Genomic DNA, 23,848 nt, shown 5'->3' with positions numbered 1-23,848 from the left:
CTTTCCCATGACCTTTCCGTCGCTGCCGGCCACCCCGGAGCAGGACAGGGCGGATGCCGACAACCGTGCCGCCGGGCACGCCGCAGGCTACGCAGCCGGGCTCCGCGCCGCGGGTGCGGAGCTCGCCGGGCAACGGGCCGCTCTCGATGCAGAACACCGCGCCGCACTGTTGCACGACGCCGCTCGCACCGACCGGGCGATTGCGGTGCTCACCGCTGCGGCGCGGGCGCTCGACAGCCGTCTGCTCCCCGTCGTGACCGACGCGCAGGACGCGATCGCGGCATCCGCTCTCGACCTCGCCGAGACGATCATCGGTGCAGAGCTCGCCGATGGCGAAGCTTCCGCGAAGGCGGCGCTCGCCCGTGCGCTCGCCGTGGTGGAACCGGCGGCCATCACGACCGTCCGCATGAATCCGCTCGACCTCGGCGTGCTCGACGAGACCGTGCGGGCCGCCTCCGGCGTCTCCTTCACCGCGGATGCCTCGATCGCCCGCGGCGACGCCATCGCCGACCTCCCGCTCGGTTATCTCGACGCCCGCATCGCAACCGCGGTAGCCCGCGCCCGTGCGGCCATGCTCGGAGATGGGTCATGAGCACCTCCTGGCGACCGAACGCCGACCACTTCCGCACCGCTCTCGCCGCCGCCCGGCCGGAACGCGTGGGCGTCGTCTCCTCCATCGTGGGTCTCGGCCTGGAGATCAGCGGCCTGGACTGCGCCATCGGCGACCTCGTGCGCGTCGGTGACAGTGTCGCCGACGGCGGCACCGGCTTCCTCGACGCCGAGGTGATCGCCACAACTCCCTCGGGCATCCGTTGCATGCCGCTCAGCAGACTCACCGGCATCAACGCCGGTGCCCCGGCCCGCTCACGCGGACTCCCCGTGCTCGTGCCGACCGGCAACGGCCTCTTCGGTCGCGTGATCGACGGCCTCGGCCGCCCCATCGACGGCAAGGGTCCGCTCGACATCACCCGGCTGGTCTCCATCGACAACGACAGCCCATCGGCGATGCACCGCGCGCGCATCGACACCGCGCTGCAGACCGGCGTGCGCGTGCTCGACACCCTCACGACCATCGGCAAGGGCCAGCGCATGGGGCTCTTCGCCGGATCCGGTGTCGGCAAGTCCTCGCTGCTCTCGATGATCGCGCGCGGCACGGATGCCCAGGTCTCGGTGATCGCGCTGGTGGGAGAGCGCGGCCGTGAGGTGCGCGAATTCCTCGAGGACGACCTCGGTGCGGAGGGCCTCGCCCGCTCGATCGTGGTCGTCTCGACCTCCGACGAGCCCGCGATGATGCGCCTGCGCGCCGCCTTCATGGCCACCCGGATCGCGGAATCGTTCCGGGACCAGGGCGCGGATGTCATGCTCATGATGGACTCCCTCACCCGCGTGGCCATGGCCCAGCGCGAGATCGGACTCTCCGTCGGCGAACCGCCGGCGACCCGCGGGTACCCGCCGTCGACCTTCTCCCTGCTCGCGCAGCTGCTCGAGCGAGCCGGGACCGCCGAGATCGGATCCGTCACCGGCATCTACACCGTGCTGGTGGATGGCGACGATCACAACGAGCCGATCGCGGATGCGGCCCGATCCTTCCTCGACGGTCACGTCGTGCTCGACCGAAAGCTCGCGGTGGCCGGCCACTTCCCCTCCATCGACGTGCTCGGCTCGATTTCCCGGGTCGCCACCCGGGTGATCTCGCCGGAACAGACGCAGTCGGCCCAGGTGCTTCGCAAGACACTTGCGGCCCGTCGCGCGGCCCAGGACCTCCTCGACGTCGGCGCCTACCAGCGCGGCGCGAATCCCCTCGTCGACGCCGCCGTCGACCACGAATCGTCGATCAACGCGTTTCTCCAGCAGAGGATCAGCCAGCAGTCGACCACCGACGACGCGTGGGCCCAGCTCACCTCCCTCGTCAGAACCCTGGAGGGCAACTGATGGCTCGCTCGTTCCCGCTCGCCGGACTCCTCCGGCTGCGCCAGGTGCAACAGGACCAGGCCGCGATCGACCTCTCGGCGGCGAACGCCAGGGTGGCGGAAGGCACCGCGCGCCAGCGACGGGCCCGATCCACCCTCGGCGCCACCTCCAGTGAGGCCACCAGCGCCGCCGTGCTCTACGCGGTCGCGGCATCCCGCGCCGCCTCGCGCAGCATGCTCGCCGAACTCCAGGCGCTCGATTGCGATCACCGCGCCTCGCTCGATGCTGCGAACACCGCCTTCACCGCGGCCCGCGCGCGGTCCATCGGGCTCGAGAAGCTCGAGGTCAGGTTCGACGACGCCGTCGCGGACGGCATGCTCGTCGCCGAGCAGGCCGTCCTCGACGAGATCTCCTCCACCACCTGGCACCGCACCCGTGAGGTGGACGCCGGATGACTCTCATCGCCCTCGCCCAGGCTCCCACGGCGGCTTCGCCTGCGGGACCGGCCAACAACTCCACTCACGACTCGGCAGCCGGGTTCGGTGCGGTGATGACCGATGCGACCGCCGCACAGGCGTCCGCCGATAGCGGTGACGCGACGGCAGGCTCCGCGTCGTCGCCCTCTCCCGCTGTCCTGGCGGCACCTGCGGTCTCCCCCTCGCCGTCCTCGCCGTCGTCGCCGGATTTGCTCGCGGCCGTCGCTGCGGTGATCCCGGGACTGGGCTCGTCGGCCTCTCCCGCAAGTCCGGCCTCCCCGGCAACTTCGACCTCTCCGGCTTCCCCCGCAACTTCGGCCTATCCGGCAACTTCGGCAACTTCGGCAACTCCGGCAAAGGACGCCGCGAAGGAGGCAGCGGACCCGGCGTCCCCCACGGCCGACCAGCCGGTGCCGAACGCGCTACCGACTCTCGTGCCGACCCTCACTCCGCTGCCCACCGCGGTTTCGGTGACGGATGCCTCGGCCAACACGCCGTCGGCACCGTCCGCCGCGCCGACATCGGTCGCCGTGGATCCGCTCTCAGCGACAGCCTCCGCGTCTCAAGCTGTTTCCGGCGCAGCAGGCGTCGCTCCCAGCTCACCCGCCGTCGCTCTCGCGGCCCGTGCAGCCAGTCCGGCAGCAGATGTCCCCACCGACACTCCGTCGGCATCCTCCGCCGCGCCGACTGCGGTCGCCGCGGCTCCGCTGCCCGCAACATCGACTGCACCCTCACTGTCGGCCGCAGTCGTGACTCCGGCCCCGCGCACGGCCGCCCTCGCCCCGACGGCATCGACCCCTGTCTCATCCGCCGTCTCGGAGACGCGCACCAAGCCGGCACCGACGATGGATGCTTCGATGCCGGTCTCGATCGCGCCGCCCATCGCGACCGCCCCGCGGCTCGACGCGGTCGTCGCACCGACTCCCGCGGCAGCCCCCGCGCCGGCACAGAACACCCCCTTCACCGTGCAGCTCGCCCGCCCGATCTTCACTCTCGCCACCGCCGGACCCGGCTCTCACACGATGACCCTCAGCGTCACGCCGGATGCGCTCGGTCCGGTGACGGTGCGGGCACACGTGAGCCCGGAGGGTATCCGGGTCGAGCTCTTCGCGCCGACGGACCTGGGGCGGGACGCGATCCGCGCGATCCTTCCCGACCTGCGCAAAGACCTCAGCGCGGCAGGAGTCGGGGCGAACCTCGACCTGTCGTCCCAGAACCAGCCGAGCGATGCCGGCGATCGGCGCGGCGATGCCGCCCCCCGACCGGAGCGCGCCTATGTCGTGCCCGCCGGAATCGTCACCGACGAGGCCGTCGCCGAGCGGGCCGGCATCCACTCCACTTCATCCATCGACGTATTGGCTTAGGAAGGCAGATTCATGGCAATCGACGCAATCACCGGAACGGTGTCGACGGCCGCGGCCGACGCGGCATCCGGGATCTACAGCGGATCGACCACCCGCGTTCCCAAGCAGACCATGGACTCGGAGGTGTTCATGAAACTGCTCGTCACGCAGCTGCGCACCCAGGACCCCAGCGCGCCGATGGACACCAACCAGATGATCTCCCAGACCACCCAGCTGTCGATGATGGAGAAGATGACCGAGCTCAGCACCACGAGCACGGAGGACTTCTCGCTGCAGATGCGCATCGCCGCCGCGGCCATCGTCGGCAAACAGGTCAGCTATTCGGATGCCGCGGGCGTGAGTCACACCGGCACCGCATCGAGCGTCTCCTTCGCCGGAAGCGTTCCCCAGGTGAAGATCGGCGGCGTCGACGTCGCACTCGACACCATCTCGGGCATCACCAGCACGTCCGCTTGATCCACCACTCCACACCGAAAGGCAGCACCTCATGCTTCGTTCACTGTATTCCGGGATCTCCGGACTCCGCTCGCACCAGACCATGCTCGACGTCACCGGTAACAACATCGCCAACGTGAACACCACGGCGTTCAAGTCCTCGGCGACCCAGTTCCAGGACACCCTCTCGCAGCTCACCCAGGGCGCGGGTGGCCCCCAGGAGCAGATCGGTGGCACCAACCCGGCGCAGGTCGGCCTCGGCGTGCGTGTCGCGGGCATCTCCACCAACTTCTCGCAGGGATCTGCGCAGTCCACGGGGCGCGCGACCGACATGATGATCTCCGGCGACGGATTCTTCGTCACCAAGACGGGAAACCAGACCCAGTACACCCGCGCCGGATCGTTCGACTTCGACGGTGCCGGTCGCCTGGTCACCCCGGACGGATCCATCGTGCAGGGCTACACCGCCACCAACGGGGTCGTCGCCGACGGGGGAGCGGTCAGCGACATCACCCTTCCTCTCGGCATCGTCGCCCCGGCGGTCGTCACGACCTCGAGCACCCTCTCCGGCAACCTCCCGGGCGACGCCGCCGTCGGCACCGCGCTGGTGCGCGACGTGCAGGTCTACGACGCCACCGGCGGCGCGCGCACCGTCTCGCTCAACTTCACGAAGACCGCTGCCGGTTGGGATGTCGCGGGTACCGACCCCAACGGATCCACCGGCACCGCCGCGCTCACCTTCGCCTCCGGGGCGCAGACCTCGGCGGGCACCATGACCATCGGTGGCATCGCGGTGGACATGTCGAAGCTCACAGGGTTCGCCGGGCTCACGACAGTTGCGGTCTCCGACCAGAACGGCCGTGCCGCCGGCACTCTCAAGTCGTACACGCTCTCGAAGGACGGCACCCTCGTGGGATCCTTCAGCAACGGGGCATCCCAGGCCATCGCGCGCATCGTGCTCGCGACCTTCTCCAACCCCGGCGGCCTCGAGAAGGCCGGCTCCTCCGGCTACAAGGCCACGTTCAACTCGGGAAATGCCAGCCTCGGAGCTCCCGGATCGGGCAGCCTCGGCACCCTGCAGGCCGGCGCCCTCGAGATGTCGAACGTGGACCTCTCGCAGGAGTTCACCAACCTGATCGTCGCGCAGCGCGGCTTCCAGGCGAACGCCCGCATCATCACCACCTCTGACGAGGTTCTGCAGGAGCTCACCAACCTGAAGCGCTAATCGCCGCAGCGCGATGTCCTGAACACCCCCGACCCTCGAGGTCGGGGGTGTTTGCGCGTTTCCGACTCTGCGCGGCGACAATCGCCGGGCAGAACGGGCGCGACACGCCCGCAGTGCCGCATCCGCTAACGGCTCGCTTTTGCCAGCCGATAGTGGCATGTAACGGACCAGGATGGACCGGTTTCACCACCAGCAGGGATGCGCTCATGATCGTAGTTACGCGGCTCAACGACAGCCATTTTGCGATAAACCCTGATCTCATCGAGCGCATCACCGCCAATCCCGACACCACGCTGATCATGGTCGATGGCGCGAAGTACATCGTCACGGAGTCGATGTCCGAGGTGATCGAGCGCATCTCCCGCTATCGCGCAACGGTGATCGCCCTCACCCATGAACTCTCGGCGAGCGGACACCAGCAGCGCTCCCTCGAGCTGGTCGAGAACGACGACGATACCGACAATCCCGTACCGCTGCGACCGAGGAAGATCTGATGGACCTCGCAACGATCATCGGCATCCTGACGGCCTTCGGGGCCCTCTTCGCGATGCTCACCCTCGAAGGCTCCGATGTGAGCGCCATCCTGCTTCCGGCTCCGATGGTGCTGGTGTTCGGGGCGACGATCGCCGTCGGCATCGCGGGCGGCACGATCAAAGACCTGCTCCTGTCGGTCAAAGCGGTGCCGCGGGCCTTCACGGGCAAGACCCAGAAGCCGCAGGTGGTGATCGACCGCTTGGTCGAGATCGCCGAGAAGGCGCGGAAGGAAGGACTACTCTCGCTCGAGCAGGAAGCCGAGAAGGTGGATGACCCGTTCCTGCGCGGCGCGCTGCAGAGCATCGCGGATGGCGCGGATGGCGAAGACCTGCGCATGTCGCTCGAAGACGAGATCGCCACGAAGACCCGATCCGACCGCACGGCGTCCAAGTTCTTCCTCAGCCTCGGTGGCTACGCGCCGACGGTGGGCATCATCGGCACCGTCGTCTCGCTCACCCACGTGCTCGAGAACCTGTCGACGCCGGGCAAGCTCGGCCCGCTCATCGCCGCGGCCTTCGTCGCCACCCTCTGGGGGCTCCTTTCGGCGAACTTCCTCTGGTTGCCCATCGGCACCCGCCTGCGTCGCCTGGCCGACCTCGAGGGTGAGCGGATGACGCTGATCATGGAGGGCGTGCTCGCCGTGCAGGAGGGCAGCCAACCCCGACTCCTGGCCGAACGCCTGCGGGCGATGGTGCCGGCCGAGCAGCTGGGCAAGTCCGCGAACGAGAAGTCCGGCGACAAGGCTGCCGACAAGGCGAAAGCGGCGTAGCCGACCATGAGCAAGGGGCGCAAGAAGCACGCGGAGGAGCACGAGGAACACGGTCCGGATGAGCGCTGGATGGCCTCATACATGGACATGGTCACCGTTCTGATGTGTATGTTCATCGTGCTGTTCGCGATGTCGACAGTCGATGCGAAGAAGTTCGACCTGCTGCGGAACTCGCTGGCCACCGGATTCGGCCAGACCGATATCGGAAAGCTGGATACCGCCAAGGGCACGATCATCGACCCGACGAAGGCGAGCAAGACTGGCGAGAACTTCGGGGCCGGCCCCCAGACCGCCGCCGCGACCGCGGCAGCAGCGGCGAAGGCGGCTGCAACGGCGGCAGCGATCGCGGAGGTCGACAAGATCAAGGACCTTCAGGCCAAGGTGAGCGCGAGTCTCGCCGTGCAGGGACTGCAGGGAACCGTGCAGTACACGATCGACCAGCGGGGACTCACCATCCGTCTCGTCGACCAGCAGGCGTTCTTCGCCCCGAACAGCACGGTGCTTCAGGGCTCGGCACCGCAGGTGCTCGACGACATCGCGCGAGTACTGTCGCCCACCGGGCAGGACATCGCGGTCGAAGGTCACGCCGACAGCCGTGCAACGCTTCCCCCGTTCCCCACCAACTGGGAGCTGTCCTCCGGGCGCGCCGTCTCCGTGCTGCGCCGGATGGTGGAGAGCGGCGGGGTTCCCGCGGCGAAGATCGGTGCCGTCGGGTACGGCTCCTCGCGGCCGATCGCGCTCGGAACGACTCTCGCCGACTACGCGCAGAACCGTCGGGTCGACATCATCGCCCTCTCGAACGCCTCGGAATCCGTGCGGGCCCTCATCCCGGATGTGGTGTCCGGAAAGATCCCGGGCGGCCCCCCGGCGGACGCCCCGGTCGTCACCGCGGCAGCCAGCCCGGCCTCGTGGATACCGGTCGTCACCAATTCTGTGCCCCTGATCCTCTTACCGGCGGGCACCTCCGGCCGATAGTGCCCTGTGTGACGGTCCAGGAACAGATTTCTATCGGCGTGCCCGCAAGATCGGGCCCGGCGGTGGAGCCCTATGACTTCCGCCGGCCCACCACTCTCGCCCGTGAGCACTCCCGCGTGCTCGAGCTCGCGCTCGAGACCTTCGCCCGCCAGTGGGGCACCCAGCTCACCGCCAAGGTTCGCGTTGTCTCGCAGGTCACCTGCGAACAGATCATCATGGAGACCTACGACGAGTACGCTTCGTCGCTGCCCGCCACCACGGCGATGATCCTGTGCAACCTCGAGGGGATGGATGCCCGCGCGGTGATCCAGTTCCCCGCCGCGGCCGCACTCACCTGGGTCTCCTACATGCTCGGGAGCAACGCGGCGCAGGTCGTGCCGGAGCGCAAATTCACCCAGATCGAGCAGGCGCTCGTTCGCCGGCTCTTCGACGACGCACTCGAAGATCTCCGTTACTCACTCGGCCCCCTGCTCGAGGCCGCCATCTCCATCGACACCATCCAGTACAACTCGCAGTTCGCCCAGGCCGCCGCGACGGCGGACCTGATGATCGTGGCGTCCTTCGCGATCCGGGTCGGCGACAGCTCGACCACGGCGACCCTCGCCATCCCGGCGCCCGCACTGCTTCCGCAGCTCGGTCAGCCTGCGGTGCTTGCGGCGACGGGGAACACCCGCGACCAGGTCGCATCCCAGCTGGGCTGGGTGCCGGTCGAAGTCGCCCTGAGCCTCAACCCGGTGTTCGTGAAGCCGAGCCGGGTGCTCGGGCTCGCGGTCGGTGACCTGCTCACCATCCCGCATCCCCAGCACCGCCCGCTCAACCTGACCGTCGACGGCGAGACGCTCGCTCGCGCCGCCGTCGGAGCAAACGGCGCTCGACTCGCCTGCGTGGTCGTCGAAGCCACGGACAGCACCACCGAAAGGGCCAACCAGTGAAGAAGTCCACAGTCATCGATCCCCGTGCCGCGGCGGCGGAAGCGCTCGCGCGACTGCTTCCGAGCACCGCCATCCTCGAGGCGATCGCGATCCAGGGAGTGCCGACCGGCCCCTTCGACACCGCGGTGGTCGCCTCCTTCGTCGGGGAGACCTCGGCGGATCTCGCCATCGTCTTCCTCGACCCGATCGAGACGGCGGACGCCACGGTCGCGGACTCCCAGCTGGTCTCGGTGGTCGACGTGCTGCGCCCCGCTCTCGATGCCGCGGCCGGCACTCTCGGTTCCGGTGTGCTCGGGGACTCCCGGGTGGATGACGCCACCGCGCTCTTCACCGACCCGGCTACCGAGATCTTTGCCCTCTCTACCGGCGGAAGCGCTGCCGGCTGGTTCGCCATCCGTGTGCGCGAGACCCTCACCGGCGCCACCCCCATCTCCCAGGAGTCGCTCGTGAACAACCTCAGCCGGATCAACAACGTCGAAATGGCGCTCACCGTGGAGATCGGCCGCACCCGAATGTCGGTGCGCGATGTGCTCGGGCTCGAGCCCGGAGCCGTGATCGAACTCGATCGCTCCGCCGGTGCGCCGGCCGACGTGCTGCTCAACGGCCGGTTGATCGCCCACGGCGAGATCGTGGTCGTCGACCAGGACTACGCCGTGCGCATCACCCAGATCCTCGACGTCGCCGAGGGTCTGGGCTAACTAACGATGGACACCCTCTTCGTCGCGTTGCGCGTACTGCTCTCCCTCGCCGCTGTGGTGGGGCTGCTGTGGTTTCTTCAGCGACGCATCACGAAGGGGACCCGCTCGACCCGCGCGACCAAGCTCGTGAACGTGGTCACCCGCCAGGGACTCGCGCAGAAGGCATCCGTCGTCGTGATCGACGTGGAGGGCAAGCGATTCCTGCTCGGCGTCACCGAGCACTCGGTGACAGTGCTCGATGCCAACGAACTCCCCGTGCTCGACACCGCCGCCGCCTTCGAATCGGCCTTGAACGACGTCGAGTCGACGCCGAGCGCGCGCAAGCCCGTCGCGACGCCCATTCCGTTCCCCCAGCAGTTCGACCCGCGCACGGGCCTGCCGCGCCGGGCCGGTGCGCTCGACGGCTCGATCCTGTCCCTCGCTACCTGGAAGCGCGCGGCCGTCGCCCTGCGCTCCTCCCGGTGACCGGGCAGGCCACGATGAGCGTGCGCGAACCGCTCAGCACCCGTCAACCGCTCGGCACCCGTCAACCGCTCAGCACCGGTCAACCGCTCAGTGCCCGCTTCTGGAACGGGCCGGCCGCCCGCATCGTCGTGATCGCACTTCTCGTTCTCGTGGTCGCGGCGGCCCTCATCCTCATGACGGGCACCGCGAGCCACGCATCGGTTCCCATGGTGGACGCCCCGACACCGCCCGTCGCCCCGACCAGCCCCGGTGGGCTCTCGGTCGACATCAACGGCCCGGATGGGACGCCCTCCTCCGCGATCGTCACGCTCGTCGGCATCACGCTGCTGTCGGTGGCCCCGGCCCTGCTGCTGATGATGACCTCGTTCACCAAGATCTTCGTGGTGCTCGCCATGGCGCGCAACGCGCTCGCGCTGCCGTCCATCCCGCCGAACCAGGTGCTCGCCGGCCTCGCGCTCTTCCTCAGCCTGTTCATCATGGCGCCGGTGATCACCGACATCAACACACACGCGCTTCAGCCCTACCTCAACGGCCACATCGACTTCACCCAGGCGATCGACCTGGCGACGAAGCCGCTGCGCACCTTCATGCTCGCCCACACGCGAGAGGAGGACCTGGCCCTCATGACGCGTGCGGCCGGGCTCCCCAACCCGAAGGACCCCTCGTCGGTCTCCCTTCCCACGCTCATCCCGGCCTTCATGATCTCCGAGCTCCGCGCCGCATTCATCATCGGTTTCGTCATCTTCGTGCCGTTCCTGGTGATCGACCTCGTCGTCTCGGCCGCCCTGATGTCGATGGGCATGATGATGCTGCCGCCGGTCATGATCTCGCTTCCGTTCAAGATCCTGCTGTTCGTGCTCGTGGACGGCTGGGGCCTCATCATCACGACGCTGATCAGCAGTTACCGGGGAAGCTCATGAACCAGAACGCCGTCATGGATGTCGCGCTGCAGGGTCTGCTCATCGCCGCAAAGCTCTCCGCGCCCATCCTGGTCACCGCCCTCGTCGTCGGTTTCGCCATCTCCCTCCTTCAGTCGATCACCCAGATCCAGGAGGTCACGCTCTCGTTCGTGCCGAAGGCGATCGCCGTCTCGGTGGCCCTCATCGTGTCGGGCCAGTGGATGATCTCCGAGCTCGTCGCCTTCACCCATGGGCTGTTCGAGAAGATCCCCTCGCTCCTCGGCGGGGGTTGAGATGGCGTTCACCCTCAACTTCCCGTGGATCGAGGCGGTGATGCTCGCTTCGGTGCGCATGACCACCTTCCTGGTGATCGCGCCGCCGTTCTCCACCAATGCCTTCCCGTTGCGCATCAAGGCCATGCTCGGCATCGGGCTCGCGCTCGCCGTATCGCCCCGGGTCGCGCGGGGCTACATCTCGCCCGACACGGCGGGGTTCGTCGTCGGACTGCTGGTCGAACTGGTGACGGGCGCCCTGCTCGGATTCCTCGTGATGATCGTTTTCTCGGCGATCCAGTCGGCCGGCAACCTTGTCGACCTCTTCGGCGGGTTCCAGCTCGCGCAGGGCTTCGACCCGCAGATGATGATCAACGGCGCCCAGTTCGCCCGTCTCTACCAGATGACTGCTCTCGCCCTGCTCTTCGCCTCCGGCGGCTACCAGCTGATCATCGGCGGCCTCGCCCGCAGCTTCGACGCGCTCCCGGTGGCCGGCACCCTCGACCTTGCCGCCCCCATCCACGCCATCACCGTCGCCGTCGGGCAGATGCTCCTGTCGGCGGTGCAGATCGCCGGACCGTTGATCGTCGTGCTCTTTCTCGCGGATGCCGGCCTCGGCCTGCTCACCAGGGTCGCTCCGGCGCTCAACGCCTTCGCCCTCGGCTTCCCGCTCAAGATCTTCATCACCCTGTCCCTCGGTGTCTTCGTCTTCGCGGCCCTTCCGCAGATCGTCGCGGCGATCACCGGGCAGGCCGTCTCCCTCTTCTCGGGGGTGAAGTAGCCATGCCCGACGCAGATTCCGGCGAAAAGACCGAACTCGCCACCGAGAAGCGCATGAAAGAGGTGCGCGCGAAGGGGCAGCTCTCCAAGTCGCAGGACCTCACCGCCTGGGTTGCCGTCGGCGTCGCCGCGGTGATGATCCCGGCGACCGTGTCTGCGGGGGCCGCCGCGACCTCCGCTCCGCTGTACCAGCTGCGCGAGGTGATGGACCACCCCGATTCGGCGCACGCGATGCAGGCGCTGGTGGACGGTCTCGCGTCTGTCGGGGGCATCATCCTTCCCCTGCTGCTGGTCGTGACGATCGCGGTGCTCGTGACGGCGGCCGCCCAGGGCGGCATCCACTTCAAGAAGTTCACCGGCAAGTTCGACCAGTTCAACCCGGTGGAGGGCCTCAAGCGCACCTTCGGAATGCAGGCGGCCTGGCAGGGGGTGAAGGCGCTCTCCAAGACTGTCGTCGTCGGCATCGTTCTGCTCTTCGTGATCCAGGGGCTCATGCCCGTGCTCATGAGCGGCGGCGGCCTCCCCGCCTCCGAGCTCATCAGGGCGGCGACGGATGGCACGTCCTCCCTCGTTCGCTCCGCAGTCGTCGCCGGGCTCGTCCTCGCCGCCGCCGACGTCTTCGTGATCATGCGCCGCAACCGCAAGCGCACGCGCATGACCAAGAAGGAAGTGAAGGACGAGAACAAGTCCTCCGAGGGCGACCCCATGATCAAAGGGCAGCGCCGCTCCCGCCAGCTCGCCATGAGCCGCAACCGCATGATGGCCTCGATCGTGGATGCCGACGTGGTGCTCGTGAACCCCACCCACTTCGCCATCGCGCTCAAGTACGAGCCGGGCAAGTCGGCCCCCCGCGTGGTCGCGAAGGGTGCCGGAGTGATCGCGCTGCGCATCCGCGAACAGGCCGAGACCGACCTGGTGCCGATCGTCAAAGACATCCCCCTCACCCGCGCGCTGCACTCGGCCTGCGAGCTCGGGGACGAGATCCCGGTCGACCTGTACAACGCCGTCGCCCGCGTGCTCGCCTTCGTGCTCGCGCTGCGCAAGCGCGGCTCGTCGAAGGGCGTGCACGAGATGAACCAACTAGTCGCCGCTGGAGGGCACTGACGATGAACAAGAACCTCGCGAAACTCGCGGTGCCGCTCGGTGTGGTCGGCATCATCCTGCTGCTCGTCGTGCCGATCCCGGCCTTCGTGCTCGACCTGCTGATCATCGTCAACATCATGCTCGCGCTGGTGACACTGCTCACCACGATGTTCGTAAAGAAGCCCCTCGACTTCTCCGTCTTCCCGTCACTGCTGCTGGTCGCCACGCTGTTCCGGCTCGGCCTCAACGTCGCCTCGACCCGCCTGGTGCTCGGTAACGGCTACGCGGGAGAGGTGATCGGCGCGTTCGGCCACGTGGCCGTCGGAGGCTCGATCATCATCGGTGCCGTGATTTTCCTCATCCTCGTCGTCATCCAGTTCGTGGTGGTCACCAAGGGTGCCGAGCGAGTGGCCGAGGTCGGCGCCCGCTTCACCCTCGATGCCATGCCCGGAAAGCAGATGGCCATCGACGCCGACCTCAACGCGGGACTGATCACCGACGTGCAGGCCCGCGAGCGCCGGGCCGAGGTTTCCGCAGAGGCGGACTTCTACGGCGCGATGGACGGCGCCTCCAAGTTCGTGAAGGGCGATGCGATCGCCGGAATCATCATCATCATCATCAACATCGTGGGTGGTATCGCGATCGGGGTGATCCAGCGCGGCCTCTCCATCGGAGACGCCGTCAGCAGCTACACCCTCCTCACCATCGGCGACGGCCTGGTGACGCAGATCCCGGCCCTGCTGATGGCCGTCTCCACCGGCATGATCGTGACCCGCTCCAACGCCGAGTCCGACATGGGTTCCACCGCGGCGGCACAGCTCGGCCAGTCCCGCTTCGCGCTCATCATCGCCGGGGTCGCCGCCATCCTGATGGCGTTCATCCCGGGCATGCCGATCATCCTCTTCCTCATCGTCGGCGCCTCGCTCATCATCATCGCCCAGCGCATCAAGGCCCGCGAGGCCGTGAAGAAGCTCGAGGTCGAGACGGCCGCCATCGCCGACCCGGCGATCGGCACCACCACCGAGAACCTCATCGAGCAGATGCGCGTGCATGCCCTCGAGATCCTTCTGGCCCCCGACCTCGTCGACCTGGTGTCGGATGCCTCGGACGACCTGCTCGCCCGCGTGCGGTCGCTCCGCCGCAAGATCGCGATGGACATGGGTCTCGTCGTGCCTCCGGTGCGCACCAGGGACAGCATCGAGCTTCCACCCTCGACCTACGTCATCCGTATCGCCGGCGTCGAGGCCGGCCGGGGCATCGCGCCCTCTGGCAAGGTGCTCGCGCTCGGGGACGCCCTCGATCCCCTGCCCGGCGCGGTCACCCTCGAGCCCGTTTTCGGACTCGCCGGCAAGTGGGTGCCGAGCGAGATGCGGCACAGTGCTGAGATGACCGGCGCTACCGTGATCGACCGGGTATCCGTCGTCGTCACCCACCTCTCGTCGATCATCATGGGCAATGCCGCGCGCCTGCTCACCCGGGAAGACGTGCGGGTGCTCACCGAGGGCGTCAAGGAGATCAACCCCGCCGCCGTCGACGAACTCGTGCCCGGGCTCCTCAGCCTCGCCGAGGTGCAGCGGGTGCTGCAGGGCCTCCTGGTCGAGCAGGTGCCCATCAACGACCTCCCGCGCATCTACGAAGCGCTCTCCCTGCGGGCCAAAGTCTCGGCCGACCCGGAGGGCCTCATCGAAGCTGCTCGTGCTGCGCTCGGCCCGGCCCTCAGCGCCCGGCACCTCGACGGCCAGACCCTGCACGTGATCATGATCGACCCGCTGCTCGAGCAGTCCATGCTCGAGGGCCTGCGTCCCTCGGAGCTCGGAACCCAGATCCTCATCGACCAGCACGCGCTCGAGTCGCTGCTCGGATCGGTGCGTGATGTGGTCTCCCGCGTGGAGGGCACGGGTATGTCTGCGGTGCTGGTCTGCGCCCCGGCGCTGCGGCCGGCCATCCGTAGACTCGTCTCCGCCCAGTCCGGCGGACTGCCGGTGCTGTCGTACCAGGAGGTCACGTCGGCGAATGTGAACATCGAGACAGTGGGGGTGGTGCGCGGTGCCGAGTCGATATCAGCTTGAGGGTGCGTCACTCGATGAACTGAATGCCCGCGTGCTCGCCGAACACGGTCCGTTGGCTAAGGTCATCGCGGTGAAGGCGGTCACCTCCGGGGGGATCTCCGGTTTCTTCGCCTCCCGGCGGTACGAGATCGAGGTGGATGTGCCCGATGGCACCGCTCGGGACGCTCACACCTTCGACCTGCCCACCCGGGCCGGAATCGCCCGACTGCTCGACGATGCGGATACCGCCGAGGCGATCTCGCACTACGGCGATCTCATCCCCCGCCTCTCCACCCACTCGGTGGACTTCGACTCGATCATGGCCGATCTCACCTACAACACCGCGGCGATAGTGCCGCTCATCGATGGGCCGACGGTCTTCCGCCAGACGCCCCTCGAGGCGGCGGGCGACCTCGTCGTCGTCGTCGGGCTCGGCGACGACCCTCTGCAGGTGGCACGGGACATGTCCCAGGCCTCCGGGCTGCGGGCCCTGAGCATTGCCGGAGCGGTCAGCGCGGACGGGTATTTCCGCGTGAAGGATCGCATCAGCGCCATGGCGGCGCGGGCCGCAGGCGTTCGGGAGAAGCACAGCGCGTTCATCGCGCTCGGCATCTCCCGGTCCGGGCTCGATGCCGACGCGATCGCCGCCCTCGAGTACCTCAAGGCCGACCAGGTCTGGGTGGTCGTGGATGTCGGGCGCAAGCCGGAAGACACGGCCCGGTGGGTGCGCGCGGTTCAGTCCCACGTGCACATCGATGCGATCGCCGTCACCGGCAGCGAGACCACCGATACCCCGGAGTCGGTGCATCAGCTCGGCATCCAGGTCGGCTGGCTGGAGAGCGGTTCGGTAGGCTGAGACGATGCTGGTGTTGACCCGTAAGGCGGGCGAGAAGATCGTGATCGGTGAGGACATCACCATCACCATCCTCGACGTGCGCGGTGACGGTATCCGCATCGGCATAGATGCGCCCCGCGGCATCAAGATCCAGCGCGAAGAGGTGTTGCTCGCTGTCGCCGAAGCGAACGTGGCGGCGGCCGCTGCTGACGATTCCGTCGAAGAACAGTTGAAGTCGGCGCTCGGGCTTTCGCCGCGGGCCGGCACAGCGCAGACCGGCAGCTCACAGCCCGGCGATCCGGCCTCCTGACCCACATTCTCGTGGGGGACAATCCGGGGTACAAAACGTGTCCCCTCTACTGGGGACTGTGACTCTTCCCGGGGATGCAGCATCTTGTAGTGAGGGAACCCACTGTTCTACCACCCGAAAGGGTTCCCGGTGTATCGAGAGAAAGCAACATGATGAGCCCCGACGCGAAGGTCCACTACCTCACTCGCACGACGTTCGATCCGGACGACTCCACAGTGCAGGCCCAGGCCATCGTCGACGCCGAAATGAACAACCGCATGGACCTCGTCCACCAGCTCGCCGTGCGTCTCAGCGCACTCGAGGCCACCATCGCCGCCGTGGATGCCGCCCGCCACGCCGCGATCGCCGCCGGCTGGACCGAGTCCCAGTTGCTCGACCTCGGACTCGGGGCCGTCGAGAACTCCAAGCATTCCTCCGGTCGCCGCGTCGCCCGCCCCGAGACCGAGTCCACCCTCGGTGCCGCTCTCGTCGCCGAACTCGCCGGCTGAGTCGATCCGCTACCCGGCGAGGACGGAAGCCGACTCTTCGCGATTGTTCGCGTTCCAGATGGCGATCGCCGCCATCTCCGTGAACGAGCTCAGCAGCTGCTCGTCTTCCGCGCTGAATTCATCGGGCCCGTCCCTGCCGAGGTAGAGGGTTCCGAACACCTCGTCGTCGAGTTGCACCCGCAGTTGCGTGGTTCGCGCCCCTGTCGGCCGCTGCGCGTCGCTCTTGCAACGCACCTGGCTCGCCGCCCGTCCGTCCGAGGCGTAGACGTCGAAGACACCCGACCCCGCCTCGACCAGGGCGACGGCCGAATTGACGATGCCCCCGAGCAGGGCGGAGCGATCCCGATAGCGGGCGATGCTGCGGTTCGCCGCAAGAAGCTCCCGCAGTCGGGTCTGGGTCGTCAATACCCGTTGCGCTGCGACCACGACGACATCGAGGGACTGGTCGAGCCGCGCACGCGATTGCGCGGCGAAGATCAGGGTGTTTCGCGCCCTGGTGGACTCGCTGACCGAGGAGGCGGCCCGGTGGTCTGCCTGTGAGGCGGATGACCTGTACATGTCTCTCCCGGATAGGTGCAAGTGACTACTGCCGGGGTTCAGAGCGAGTACCCAAATTGTAGTGTCGCGTGCAGTCGCGGTCAACGCGACCGATCGGTGGCGAGGTTGTACGGTTAGGCACGTGCGCAGCATCGACTGCGTGCACAGTCGACGCGTTGTTCCGGTGCCGAATGTTCTGTGAACCATGTTCGAGGGCCTCTGATGGGCAACCCCGGCACCACCGACGAGCCAGAGTTGTCCGAGATCGCGGGCTGGAGTTGGGGCAATGACCTCTGTCGGCCGTTCGTCGAGCAGCTTCCGGTGACCGGTGCCTCGATCTCGGTGATCGGCACGCTCGCCCGACGCATGACAGTGTGTTCGAGCGACACCGTCGCCGCACAACTGGAGGGCTTGCAGTTCGACCTGGGGGAGGGACCGCAGTGGGAGGTGATGAAGACGGGCATGCCGGTCTTCAGCCCCGATCTCTCGCTGCAGAGCACGTCGAACTGGCCGGTCTTCGGCGCTGCCGCCGCGCGGCTCGGGGCAGCAGCGGTCTTCGCCTTTCCCATCGCGGTCGGCGCGGTAACCGTGGGCGTTGTCGACCTCTACCGCACCACTCCGGGCGCGCTGGACGGGCTGATGGTCGCACTGGCTCGTTCGCTCGCCGACCAGGTTGCCGCCTCTGCGGTGAAGACGGCGATCAGTTCGGCCGAACACGACCATGCCCCGGAGAACGCGGGCGCCCCCACGATGCGTCGCGAGGTGCACCAGGCCACCGGCATGATCATCGCGCAACTGGAGATCACCGCGACCGAGGCCTTCTCGTTGTTGCGCGGCCATGCTTTCGTGTCGGGTCGCACCGTGGAGGATGTCGCCACCGATGTCGTCGCGAGACTTCTCGACTTTCGTCAATTACCCAACTGACCGCGGGATACGATGTGCAGGACAGGAGTGACTCATGGGCGCGATGTCTAGGGAAGCAAGGCTGAACGCAGCCTTCGTCACGGTCGCGGACACCCTCACCGCCGATTACGACGTTGTGGACCTCCTGCACACCCTCGTGGGCGAGTGCACTGAGATTCTGGATGCACAGGCCGGTGGGCTCATGCTCGCGGACGGCAACGGCAAACTGCAGGTCGTGGCATCCACCAGCGAACGCGCGGACCTGGTGGAGGTCATGCAGCTTGCCGCCGGTGCTGGCCCCTGTGTCGACTGCTTCACCACCGGCAAGGCGGTGTCGGTTCCCGATATCCAGGCATCCACGGAGGAGTGGCCCGACTTCCGGGCGGCCGCCCTGGAGCAGGGTTTCCTGTCGGTACACGCCACGCCGATGCGGCTCCGCGGTGAGATCATCGGCACGATGAATCTCTTCGGCACCTCCATCGGCACGCTGAAGCGTCGCGACGCCGCCGTCGCGCAGGCCCTCGCGGATGTCGCGACCATCGGCATCCTCCAGGAGCGCATCGCCGCTCAATCCCAGCTGGTCACCGAACAGTTGCAACGTGCGCTGGACAGTCGGGTCCTGATCGAGCAGGCCAAGGGTGTTCTGTCCCACTCCGGCGCGCTGTCGATGGAGGACGCCTTCCTGCTGCTTCGCGCGCATGCGCGCAACAACAACCTCAGCCTGCGGGTCGTCGCGGAAGGGGTGGCAAACAGGACTCTCGACCTCATCCCCAAGCTCGCCGGCGCGGCACAACCGGGTGCGGTGCGATAACTGCGGCCTGATCGCCGTAGCGACGACCATCGCCTGATCTCTGTTGGCGACCATCGGCGCGACGACGTTGTGATTCGCGCCCGGCGCACGTGCCCGCACAGGCACGTACCCACACAGGCACGTACCCGCACAGGCAAGTGCCCGCACAGGCAAGTGCCCGCACAGGCAAGTGCCCGCACAGGCAAGCGCCCGCACAGGCAAGCGCCCGCACAGGCAAGCGCCCGCACAGGCAAGTGCCCGCCACTGGGGGCCTCCCGTTTCGATTCGGGTCGACGTCGGCGCCCAGTGACGGGCAGATTGTCGGGTTGAGTGAAGCGTGCTAGGTGCTGCGGGGCGAATCATCGATTGTTGGACTATTAAGCAACTCAATTATCAAGGTATATTCCTCCCAGATCAAGGGAATGTCGCTTATCCGTGAGAGGGCGCAATAGGCGGCCCGATTCGTCTGACGGTCGCCCTGTTGACTCAGAGGTGGGTCGGAGAACCGGCGCCGCTCGAGCGGAGGGGTTCCCGCGGCTCCGCAGAGTCGGACCGGGTCGAGTGACGCACCATCGAGCGCGCCACCGACTGCAGGGTTCCCGAGAAGGTCGCGAGCTCTGCCGGGCTGAGCTCACTCGTCGCAGCTTCGAGCAGCTCGACGAATCCGCGATGCACATCGAGCATCATCTGGTGCGCGAGTGGAGTGAGTTCGAGGTAGAGGCTCCGGCGATCGTTCGGGTGATCGACCCGGTGCATCAGCCCCGACTCGACGAGCCGGCGCGAGATGAAAGTGACCGCCGCGGTGGTCATGTCCAGGTAGCCGGCAAGCTGCTTCGGCGTGACGCTGACCTCGGCAGCCACGCGGAACAGGGCGCGGAGTTCGCTCGGTGAGAGCCCGGCATCCTCTCCGATTCGCTCGCGGTTGCGCTGCATCACGTTCACGAACTCCACGGCCGCGGCGGGGAATCCGTCGAGGGTGTGAGACTGACCAGTCTCTGTACTCATGAGACCTCCTGTCTCTTACCGAATAAGCCAGTTTAGGGGAGCGGAACATAGTCAGGTCGCAGACCGAAGTCAACCATTTGACTTTCTTACTAACTTATCGTTTTAATTAGATAATTCAATCACTTTCACACACGTCCAAGGAGGACCCAGTGATTCCCGACATTCTGTCGCAGGGGCAATACGCCACCGTTTACAACTTCCTGTCGCTCGTCATCGCGTCGCAGTTGTTCACTGCAGTGTTTCTGCTGATCTCCCTTCCACGGATTCTGCCGCGCTACCGGCAAGCGATCACGGTTGCGATCATTGTGTGCGGCATTGCGGCGTATCACTACTTCCGCATCTTCGACTCGTTCAAGGAAGCCTTCGTCTCCAAGGCGGTCGGCGGCAACGGCAACTACAGCCAGGCCGTCGGGGTGTCGTTCAACGAGGGCTATCGCTATGTCGACTGGCTGCTGACGGTACCCCTGCTGCTCGTCGAACTGGTCGCGGTGCTCGCGCTCGCACGCAAGGTGCAGTCCGGCCTGCTCATGCGACTGGTCCCGGCCGCGGCGCTCATGATCGCGCTCGGCTACCCGGGTGAGATCAGCGGCGACAACGGCCTGCGCGGTCTCTTCGGCCTCCTCTCCACCATCCCCTTCGCGTATATCCTCTACGTGCTCTTCGTGCAGCTCAGCAAGTCGCTCAACACGCAGCCGCCCTCGGTTCGCAAGACCCTCGGTCGGCTTCGCTTCCTTCTCCTGCTCAGCTGGGGCGTCTACCCGATCGCGTACCTGCTCCCGCTTCTCAATATCGGCGGTGCGGATGCCTGGGTCTCGAAGCAGGTCGGCTACTCGATCGCAGACATCGTGGCCAAAGCCGTCTATGCCCTGATCATCTTCGGAGTCGCCAAGGCGAAGTCTTACGAGGAGAACCCTGAATTCGCGGCAGTAGAGTCCGCTCACGACGACGTGCCTGTTATCCGCAAGTAGCAGACACGGTCACCACCGCCGCTCCTGCAAGCGGCACGGACGACGGCGCGCTTCCTCACCGAGGGAGCGCGCCGTTGGTGTGTGGGGCGACGGCGTTCAGGCCTGTCGGATGCTCCTGGGGATGCGGCGCAGCAACTTCTCGTAGCGCGCCTCCGCGTCTTCTCCGAGGTCCTGTTCGGTGTGGTGGAGTCGTCCGTACGTGAAGCCGTTGTCTCCGAGCAGGTAGGAGGCGGCAGCCAGCCGCTCGAGGGTCTGGCGCGCGACGACACTGTCGTGCTGCTCGCCGAGCGTGTCCTGCACCAGCTTGGCGATCTTCGCGAGTCGACGCGCCCGATTCGGCCGGATCGGCAGCAGCACCTCGGCGCCGTAACGCACCTCTTTCGCCGCTTTCCGCACCTCGTGAAGCGCGAGGTCGTGACGGGAGCGATCGATCGTCTGGTCTGCATCGTGCATCGCCGTGAACAGTGCGCGGATGCGGTGATCGACGATGCCGGGAAGCACAGCGGCGGCCGCACCGTTGGCGCTCTCCCGCAGCGGCGGGTCGGCGACGAAGGCATCGATCAGGTCGAGAAGCCGGAAGTAGCGAGCCGAGTCCAGGGACTCGAGCAGCACCGCCTTCGCGGCTGAGGTGTCTTCGGAGAGCTGGTGGGACATCCGCTCGCCGATCGGTCCGATGATCTGGGGCTGCGACTCGGTGCGCAGCCGACCGGCGAGACGGGCGGCGATCACGTCGAGGTCGCGCGCGGCGCCCAGGATGTGCCCGATCCATCCCAGTTCCGTGCGGAGCGTGGTCGCCTCGTCATCGGCGAGGAGGCTGTGGAAAGTGCCTACGGCGGCGCGGAATTTGGCGGTCGCGACACGCATGTCATGGATCGACTCCGGCCGGTCTTCCCGCACGAGGGGATCGGTTCGCGCGAGTTCGTCGCGGTATTCCCGCAGGGCCGTGACCAGCAGCGCGCCGGCCGTATCACGACCGAGCGCAGCCGGTTGCGGATGTTCCGGCACGCTGTCTCCGAGAGCGCGAGCGAGCTTCGAACGGGAGTCGGAACGTGAGACGCGAGAGGCGGAGAACAGCCGTTCGGCCGCGTCGAGAAGGGGGATGTGCCCGTCGACAAGCTCGAGCTCCCACTCCCGCCAGTGTTGCTCGAGCGGATCGCCGGCCAGCCGTTGCGTTGTCACCTCGTCGTCGCAGAACAGGGCGAGAAGCTCGTCGTGTGGTCCGCGCAGCCGGTGCACGGTGCGGCGGGTGGTGAGGTGCACGATGGGAGCGAGTTCGCCTGCACGCACGAGCACCGCCACCTGCTCGCGCAGTCGGCGAGGTACGGATTGCGGGTCCGTGCCGAGAGGCTCATGAAGTTCGGAGCGTTCGTCGTCCGACACCGGCAGTTTCAGGTGCCATCCCGCGTCATCCCCGCCGGTGCGCCGCCGCAGGGTGATGTGATGCGCGGCGAGAACGAAGTCCGCGGTGTCGAAGTACACGGCGTCGAGGACGAAGACCTGGGACCCCTCCACCCGGGAGACCCCGTCGATCGACGGCAGGTCCGGTACTGCGGTCGACGACGTGACGTCGTACTTGCGCTCGATCTCCGCTGAATCCGGGTTCACCATGACGAGAGTGTAGGTCTCGACGGTGAATGGCGGATGAATCGGGGATCGGCGACGGGGGGATCGGCGATGGGGGAGGAGACTCCACGCGTCGATGTCGTGAGGGCCATCACGCCAGACGACGTTCGACTTGAGCGGCCCCTATCGCTGCGGCAGGGTCGTCGCAACGAGACGATCTGGGAAACCGGGAAACCGCAATCACTTAGAGATGGGCTCCACAGGTGCGGGCTGCCAAGACCGCGAGTGAGCGGGTCACCCTCAAAAGCTCTTCGATCTCCACTTGCTCGCGAGGGGCATGGGCAAAGCGCACGTCCCCGGGTCCGTAGTGCAGGGTCGGGATGCCACCTATGCCGGCATAGAGTCGAAGGTCGCTGCCATACGGCGCGGCCGCCCGTTCTGTTTCGCGCCCTTCGACGGCAGAGATCGCGGCGGCGACCTCATCAATAAAGGGATGCGCGCCATCGATGCGGCCGCTGGCGAATTGTCCACCCCGCCAATCCACCTCAACAGGGTGGTCGCGCAACCACGGATCATTCAGCGATACACGAGCAATAGCTGTCTCAAGGGCCGCTCGAGCATCCGCAGGCGCTTCGTCGAGACGCACCCCAAGACGCCCCTGTGCGATCAGCAAGTCGGGAACGCTACTTGCCCAGTCGCCGGCACGCACGGTCCCAACAGAGATCGGGTATGGAAGGGAGGTCGTGCTGAAGAGCGGATCAGACTCGGCATTGCGCTCTCGCTCGAGCTCGAGAAGCGCTGCATGCACCGGCAGGAACGCATCGAACGCGCTCTGACCTTCCAGCCGCATACTGCCGTGCGCCGCGCGGCCCGCAACCCGCAGCTCGAACGTGAGCGCGCCGGCGTTCGCCACTACAAGTCGGCCGCTCGTGGGCTCCGACAAGACGGCCGCTTCCGCGCGGTGGCCGCGCAGCATTGTCGCGAACGCTCCCAACCCCCCATCTTCCTCGCTCACGACCGAATGCAATCCGAACCCCCGCTCGAGGATCACTCCCGACACTGCGAGTGCTCGCGCTACAGCCATGTTGGCGGCAACTCCGGCCTTCATGTCGCAGGCACCGCGCCCGAGGAGTAGCCCGCCTCGGACTGCGCCGCTCCAGGGATCGCGGTCGATCCACTTGTCCAGATCGCCCGTCGGCACCACATCGACGTGGCCCTGCAGCACCAACGCTGGGTTTCCAACCGTCGAACCGCCCAGAGTGCCAACCACCCCGTAGCCTTCGCGCCGCTCTGCTTCGATGCCAGGAAAATCCGGATGCGCGAACAACTCATCGAGATCGAACTTCCAGGTGTCCACCTCGAAACCAAGCTCGCGTAGCGTATCGGCACCGCGATGCTGGAGATCAGACTCCGCATCGGAGCCCGTCACGCTGGGCACGCGAATCAACTCCACCAGATCGCCCACGAGAGCCTCGTCATCAATGCACTCGAGGACACGCATCTCAGCTGTGGAAAGTTCCGCCATCCACCCACGTTAGCGGCGACAGGCGTTGGGCCGGGCCATCGAGGGTCTCAAGCCACGG

General features: G+C 67.1%; 27 protein-coding genes. 23 read left to right on the top strand and 4 right to left on the bottom strand.

Annotation, left to right across the window (positions count from 1 at the left end; genetic code table 11):
* Positions 1-7 precede the first annotated feature (7 nt).
* The 20 genes from VLI63_RS07240 (at position 8) to VLI63_RS07145 (ending at position 16,499) form a co-directional block, all read left to right on the top strand.
* Positions 8-592: a FliH/SctL family protein gene (locus VLI63_RS07240; RefSeq protein WP_409156188.1), complete on the top strand. Its 585-nt coding sequence runs from the start codon at positions 8-10 to the stop codon at positions 590-592.
* Positions 589-1,932, top strand: a complete 1,344-nt coding sequence (locus VLI63_RS07235; RefSeq protein WP_409156187.1) for a FliI/YscN family ATPase — start codon at positions 589-591, stop codon at positions 1,930-1,932. The genes VLI63_RS07240 and VLI63_RS07235 overlap by 4 nt, the downstream gene beginning before the upstream one ends.
* A complete protein-coding gene (locus VLI63_RS07230) occupies positions 1,932-2,366 on the top strand; it encodes a hypothetical protein (protein ID WP_409156186.1) in 435 nt (144 codons plus the stop codon). The genes VLI63_RS07235 and VLI63_RS07230 overlap by 1 nt, the downstream gene beginning before the upstream one ends.
* Entirely contained in the window at positions 2,363-3,751 is a 1,389-nt protein-coding gene (locus VLI63_RS07225; RefSeq protein ID WP_409156185.1) for a flagellar hook-length control protein FliK, read from the top strand. The genes VLI63_RS07230 and VLI63_RS07225 overlap by 4 nt, the downstream gene beginning before the upstream one ends.
* Before the next feature lie 12 nt (positions 3,752-3,763).
* Positions 3,764-4,207, top strand: a complete 444-nt coding sequence (locus VLI63_RS07220; protein ID WP_409156184.1) for a flagellar hook assembly protein FlgD — start codon at positions 3,764-3,766, stop codon at positions 4,205-4,207.
* Between the two features lie 31 nt (positions 4,208-4,238).
* Positions 4,239-5,411 (top strand): flagellar hook protein FlgE, encoded by a 1,173-nt coding sequence (locus VLI63_RS07215; protein WP_185201967.1) that lies wholly within the window; start codon positions 4,239-4,241, stop codon positions 5,409-5,411.
* 206 nt (positions 5,412-5,617) lie between these two features.
* Entirely contained in the window at positions 5,618-5,905 is a 288-nt protein-coding gene (locus VLI63_RS07210; protein ID WP_185201966.1) for a flagellar FlbD family protein, read from the top strand.
* Positions 5,905-6,714 carry a motility protein A gene (locus VLI63_RS07205; RefSeq protein WP_409156183.1) on the top strand — a complete coding sequence of 270 codons (810 nt, stop codon included), beginning with the start codon at positions 5,905-5,907 and terminating at the stop codon, positions 6,712-6,714. The genes VLI63_RS07210 and VLI63_RS07205 overlap by 1 nt, the downstream gene beginning before the upstream one ends.
* 6 nt (positions 6,715-6,720) lie before the next feature.
* Complete coding sequence (locus VLI63_RS07200) at positions 6,721-7,689, top strand: flagellar motor protein MotB (RefSeq protein WP_409156182.1); 969 nt, start codon at positions 6,721-6,723, stop codon at positions 7,687-7,689.
* Between the two features lie 38 nt (positions 7,690-7,727).
* Positions 7,728-8,621 carry a flagellar motor switch protein FliM gene (locus VLI63_RS07195; protein WP_409156181.1) on the top strand — a complete coding sequence of 298 codons (894 nt, stop codon included), beginning with the start codon at positions 7,728-7,730 and terminating at the stop codon, positions 8,619-8,621.
* Positions 8,618-9,319, top strand: coding sequence for a flagellar motor switch protein FliN (gene fliN, locus VLI63_RS07190; RefSeq protein WP_409156180.1), 702 nt, complete (start codon positions 8,618-8,620; stop codon positions 9,317-9,319). Before VLI63_RS07195 ends, fliN begins: the two co-directional genes overlap by 4 nt.
* Positions 9,320-9,325: 6 nt before the next feature.
* The gene (locus VLI63_RS07185) at positions 9,326-9,784 is read left to right on the top strand and encodes a FliO/MopB family protein (protein ID WP_409156179.1); all 459 of its coding nucleotides are present in this window, start codon (positions 9,326-9,328) and stop codon (positions 9,782-9,784) included.
* 173 nt (positions 9,785-9,957) lie between these two features.
* Positions 9,958-10,704 carry a flagellar type III secretion system pore protein FliP gene (gene fliP / locus VLI63_RS07180; RefSeq protein ID WP_409156595.1) on the top strand — a complete coding sequence of 249 codons (747 nt, stop codon included), beginning with the start codon at positions 9,958-9,960 and terminating at the stop codon, positions 10,702-10,704.
* On the top strand, positions 10,701-10,976 hold the full coding sequence (gene fliQ / locus VLI63_RS07175) for a flagellar biosynthesis protein FliQ (RefSeq protein ID WP_409156178.1): 276 nt from the start codon (positions 10,701-10,703) through the stop codon (positions 10,974-10,976). Before fliP ends, fliQ begins: the two co-directional genes overlap by 4 nt.
* A 1-nt stretch (position 10,977) precedes the next feature.
* Positions 10,978-11,736 (top strand): flagellar biosynthetic protein FliR, encoded by a 759-nt coding sequence (locus tag VLI63_RS07170; protein WP_409156177.1) that lies wholly within the window; start codon positions 10,978-10,980, stop codon positions 11,734-11,736.
* 2 nt (positions 11,737-11,738) lie between these two features.
* Positions 11,739-12,839: a flagellar biosynthesis protein FlhB gene (locus tag VLI63_RS07165; RefSeq protein WP_409156176.1), complete on the top strand. Its 1,101-nt coding sequence runs from the start codon at positions 11,739-11,741 to the stop codon at positions 12,837-12,839.
* A 2-nt stretch (positions 12,840-12,841) separates the two neighbouring features.
* Positions 12,842-14,887, top strand: coding sequence for a flagellar biosynthesis protein FlhA (locus VLI63_RS07160; RefSeq protein ID WP_409156175.1), 2,046 nt, complete (start codon positions 12,842-12,844; stop codon positions 14,885-14,887).
* Positions 14,865-15,722: a hypothetical protein gene (locus VLI63_RS07155; protein ID WP_409156174.1), complete on the top strand. Its 858-nt coding sequence runs from the start codon at positions 14,865-14,867 to the stop codon at positions 15,720-15,722. The genes VLI63_RS07160 and VLI63_RS07155 overlap by 23 nt, the downstream gene beginning before the upstream one ends.
* Before the next feature lie 4 nt (positions 15,723-15,726).
* Positions 15,727-16,011, top strand: coding sequence for a carbon storage regulator CsrA (gene csrA / locus VLI63_RS07150; protein WP_409156173.1), 285 nt, complete (start codon positions 15,727-15,729; stop codon positions 16,009-16,011).
* 149 nt (positions 16,012-16,160) lie between these two features.
* Entirely contained in the window at positions 16,161-16,499 is a 339-nt protein-coding gene (locus VLI63_RS07145; RefSeq protein WP_409156172.1) for a hypothetical protein, read from the top strand.
* A gap of 9 nt (positions 16,500-16,508) precedes the next feature.
* Here the strand turns inward: VLI63_RS07145 and VLI63_RS07140 are convergent, their stop codons facing one another.
* Positions 16,509-17,057 (bottom strand): GAF domain-containing protein, encoded by a 549-nt coding sequence (locus tag VLI63_RS07140; RefSeq protein WP_409156171.1) that lies wholly within the window; start codon positions 17,055-17,057, stop codon positions 16,509-16,511.
* A gap of 201 nt (positions 17,058-17,258) precedes the next feature.
* Between VLI63_RS07140 and VLI63_RS07135 the strand changes: the two genes are divergently transcribed.
* On the top strand, positions 17,259-17,960 hold the full coding sequence (locus VLI63_RS07135) for a GAF and ANTAR domain-containing protein (protein ID WP_409156170.1): 702 nt from the start codon (positions 17,259-17,261) through the stop codon (positions 17,958-17,960).
* A 34-nt stretch (positions 17,961-17,994) separates the two neighbouring features.
* Positions 17,995-18,750, top strand: a complete 756-nt coding sequence (locus VLI63_RS07130; RefSeq protein ID WP_409156169.1) for a GAF and ANTAR domain-containing protein — start codon at positions 17,995-17,997, stop codon at positions 18,748-18,750.
* Between the two features lie 465 nt (positions 18,751-19,215).
* Here VLI63_RS07130 and VLI63_RS07125 read toward each other — a convergent pair whose 3' ends face one another.
* Positions 19,216-19,734 carry a MarR family winged helix-turn-helix transcriptional regulator gene (locus VLI63_RS07125; RefSeq protein ID WP_409156168.1) on the bottom strand — a complete coding sequence of 173 codons (519 nt, stop codon included), beginning with the start codon at positions 19,732-19,734 and terminating at the stop codon, positions 19,216-19,218.
* A gap of 149 nt (positions 19,735-19,883) precedes the next feature.
* Here VLI63_RS07125 and VLI63_RS07120 point away from each other — a divergent pair, with 149 nt between their 5' ends.
* The gene (locus VLI63_RS07120) at positions 19,884-20,702 is read left to right on the top strand and encodes a bacteriorhodopsin (RefSeq protein WP_409156167.1); all 819 of its coding nucleotides are present in this window, start codon (positions 19,884-19,886) and stop codon (positions 20,700-20,702) included.
* Positions 20,703-20,798: 96 nt separating this feature from the next.
* Here the strand turns inward: VLI63_RS07120 and VLI63_RS07115 are convergent, their stop codons facing one another.
* Both VLI63_RS07115 and VLI63_RS07110 read right to left on the bottom strand, forming a co-directional pair.
* Complete coding sequence (locus tag VLI63_RS07115) at positions 20,799-22,310, bottom strand: CHAD domain-containing protein (protein ID WP_409156166.1); 1,512 nt, start codon at positions 22,308-22,310, stop codon at positions 20,799-20,801.
* A gap of 199 nt (positions 22,311-22,509) precedes the next feature.
* Positions 22,510-23,790, bottom strand: a complete 1,281-nt coding sequence (locus VLI63_RS07110; protein WP_409156165.1) for an ArgE/DapE family deacylase — start codon at positions 23,788-23,790, stop codon at positions 22,510-22,512.
* Positions 23,791-23,848 lie beyond the last annotated feature (58 nt).

This window comes from Lacisediminihabitans sp. H27-G8 (assembly GCF_046156175.1).
GTDB lineage: Bacteria > Actinomycetota > Actinomycetes > Actinomycetales > Microbacteriaceae > Lacisediminihabitans.
The sequence above is the reverse complement of the archived record's forward strand: the minus strand, read 5'-3'. Positions and strand labels throughout refer to the sequence as shown.

Excerpts from the sequence above, each read along its gene's own strand:
- VLI63_RS07240 (WP_409156188.1), top strand. The coding sequence starts at position 8 with ATGACCTTTCCGTCGCTGCCGGCCACCCCGGAGCAGGACAGGGCGGAT.
- VLI63_RS07235 (WP_409156187.1), top strand. The coding sequence starts at position 589 with ATGAGCACCTCCTGGCGACCGAACGCCGACCACTTCCGCACCGCTCTC.
- VLI63_RS07230 (WP_409156186.1), top strand. The coding sequence starts at position 1,932 with ATGGCTCGCTCGTTCCCGCTCGCCGGACTCCTCCGGCTGCGCCAGGTG.
- VLI63_RS07225 (WP_409156185.1), top strand. The coding sequence starts at position 2,363 with ATGACTCTCATCGCCCTCGCCCAGGCTCCCACGGCGGCTTCGCCTGCG.
- VLI63_RS07220 (WP_409156184.1), top strand. The coding sequence starts at position 3,764 with ATGGCAATCGACGCAATCACCGGAACGGTGTCGACGGCCGCGGCCGAC.
- VLI63_RS07215 (WP_185201967.1), top strand. The coding sequence starts at position 4,239 with ATGCTTCGTTCACTGTATTCCGGGATCTCCGGACTCCGCTCGCACCAG.
- VLI63_RS07210 (WP_185201966.1), top strand. The coding sequence starts at position 5,618 with ATGATCGTAGTTACGCGGCTCAACGACAGCCATTTTGCGATAAACCCT.
- VLI63_RS07205 (WP_409156183.1), top strand. The coding sequence starts at position 5,905 with ATGGACCTCGCAACGATCATCGGCATCCTGACGGCCTTCGGGGCCCTC.
- VLI63_RS07200 (WP_409156182.1), top strand. The coding sequence starts at position 6,721 with ATGAGCAAGGGGCGCAAGAAGCACGCGGAGGAGCACGAGGAACACGGT.
- VLI63_RS07185 (WP_409156179.1), top strand. The coding sequence starts at position 9,326 with ATGGACACCCTCTTCGTCGCGTTGCGCGTACTGCTCTCCCTCGCCGCT.
- fliP (WP_409156595.1), top strand. The coding sequence starts at position 9,958 with ATGACGGGCACCGCGAGCCACGCATCGGTTCCCATGGTGGACGCCCCG.
- fliQ (WP_409156178.1), top strand. The coding sequence starts at position 10,701 with ATGAACCAGAACGCCGTCATGGATGTCGCGCTGCAGGGTCTGCTCATC.
- VLI63_RS07170 (WP_409156177.1), top strand. The coding sequence starts at position 10,978 with ATGGCGTTCACCCTCAACTTCCCGTGGATCGAGGCGGTGATGCTCGCT.
- VLI63_RS07165 (WP_409156176.1), top strand. The coding sequence starts at position 11,739 with ATGCCCGACGCAGATTCCGGCGAAAAGACCGAACTCGCCACCGAGAAG.
- VLI63_RS07160 (WP_409156175.1), top strand. The coding sequence starts at position 12,842 with ATGAACAAGAACCTCGCGAAACTCGCGGTGCCGCTCGGTGTGGTCGGC.
- csrA (WP_409156173.1), top strand. The coding sequence starts at position 15,727 with ATGCTGGTGTTGACCCGTAAGGCGGGCGAGAAGATCGTGATCGGTGAG.
- VLI63_RS07145 (WP_409156172.1), top strand. The coding sequence starts at position 16,161 with ATGATGAGCCCCGACGCGAAGGTCCACTACCTCACTCGCACGACGTTC.
- VLI63_RS07140 (WP_409156171.1), bottom strand. The coding sequence starts at position 17,057 with ATGTACAGGTCATCCGCCTCACAGGCAGACCACCGGGCCGCCTCCTCG.
- VLI63_RS07135 (WP_409156170.1), top strand. The coding sequence starts at position 17,259 with ATGGGCAACCCCGGCACCACCGACGAGCCAGAGTTGTCCGAGATCGCG.
- VLI63_RS07130 (WP_409156169.1), top strand. The coding sequence starts at position 17,995 with ATGGGCGCGATGTCTAGGGAAGCAAGGCTGAACGCAGCCTTCGTCACG.
- VLI63_RS07125 (WP_409156168.1), bottom strand. The coding sequence starts at position 19,734 with ATGAGTACAGAGACTGGTCAGTCTCACACCCTCGACGGATTCCCCGCC.
- VLI63_RS07115 (WP_409156166.1), bottom strand. The coding sequence starts at position 22,310 with ATGGTGAACCCGGATTCAGCGGAGATCGAGCGCAAGTACGACGTCACG.
- VLI63_RS07110 (WP_409156165.1), bottom strand. The coding sequence starts at position 23,790 with ATGGCGGAACTTTCCACAGCTGAGATGCGTGTCCTCGAGTGCATTGAT.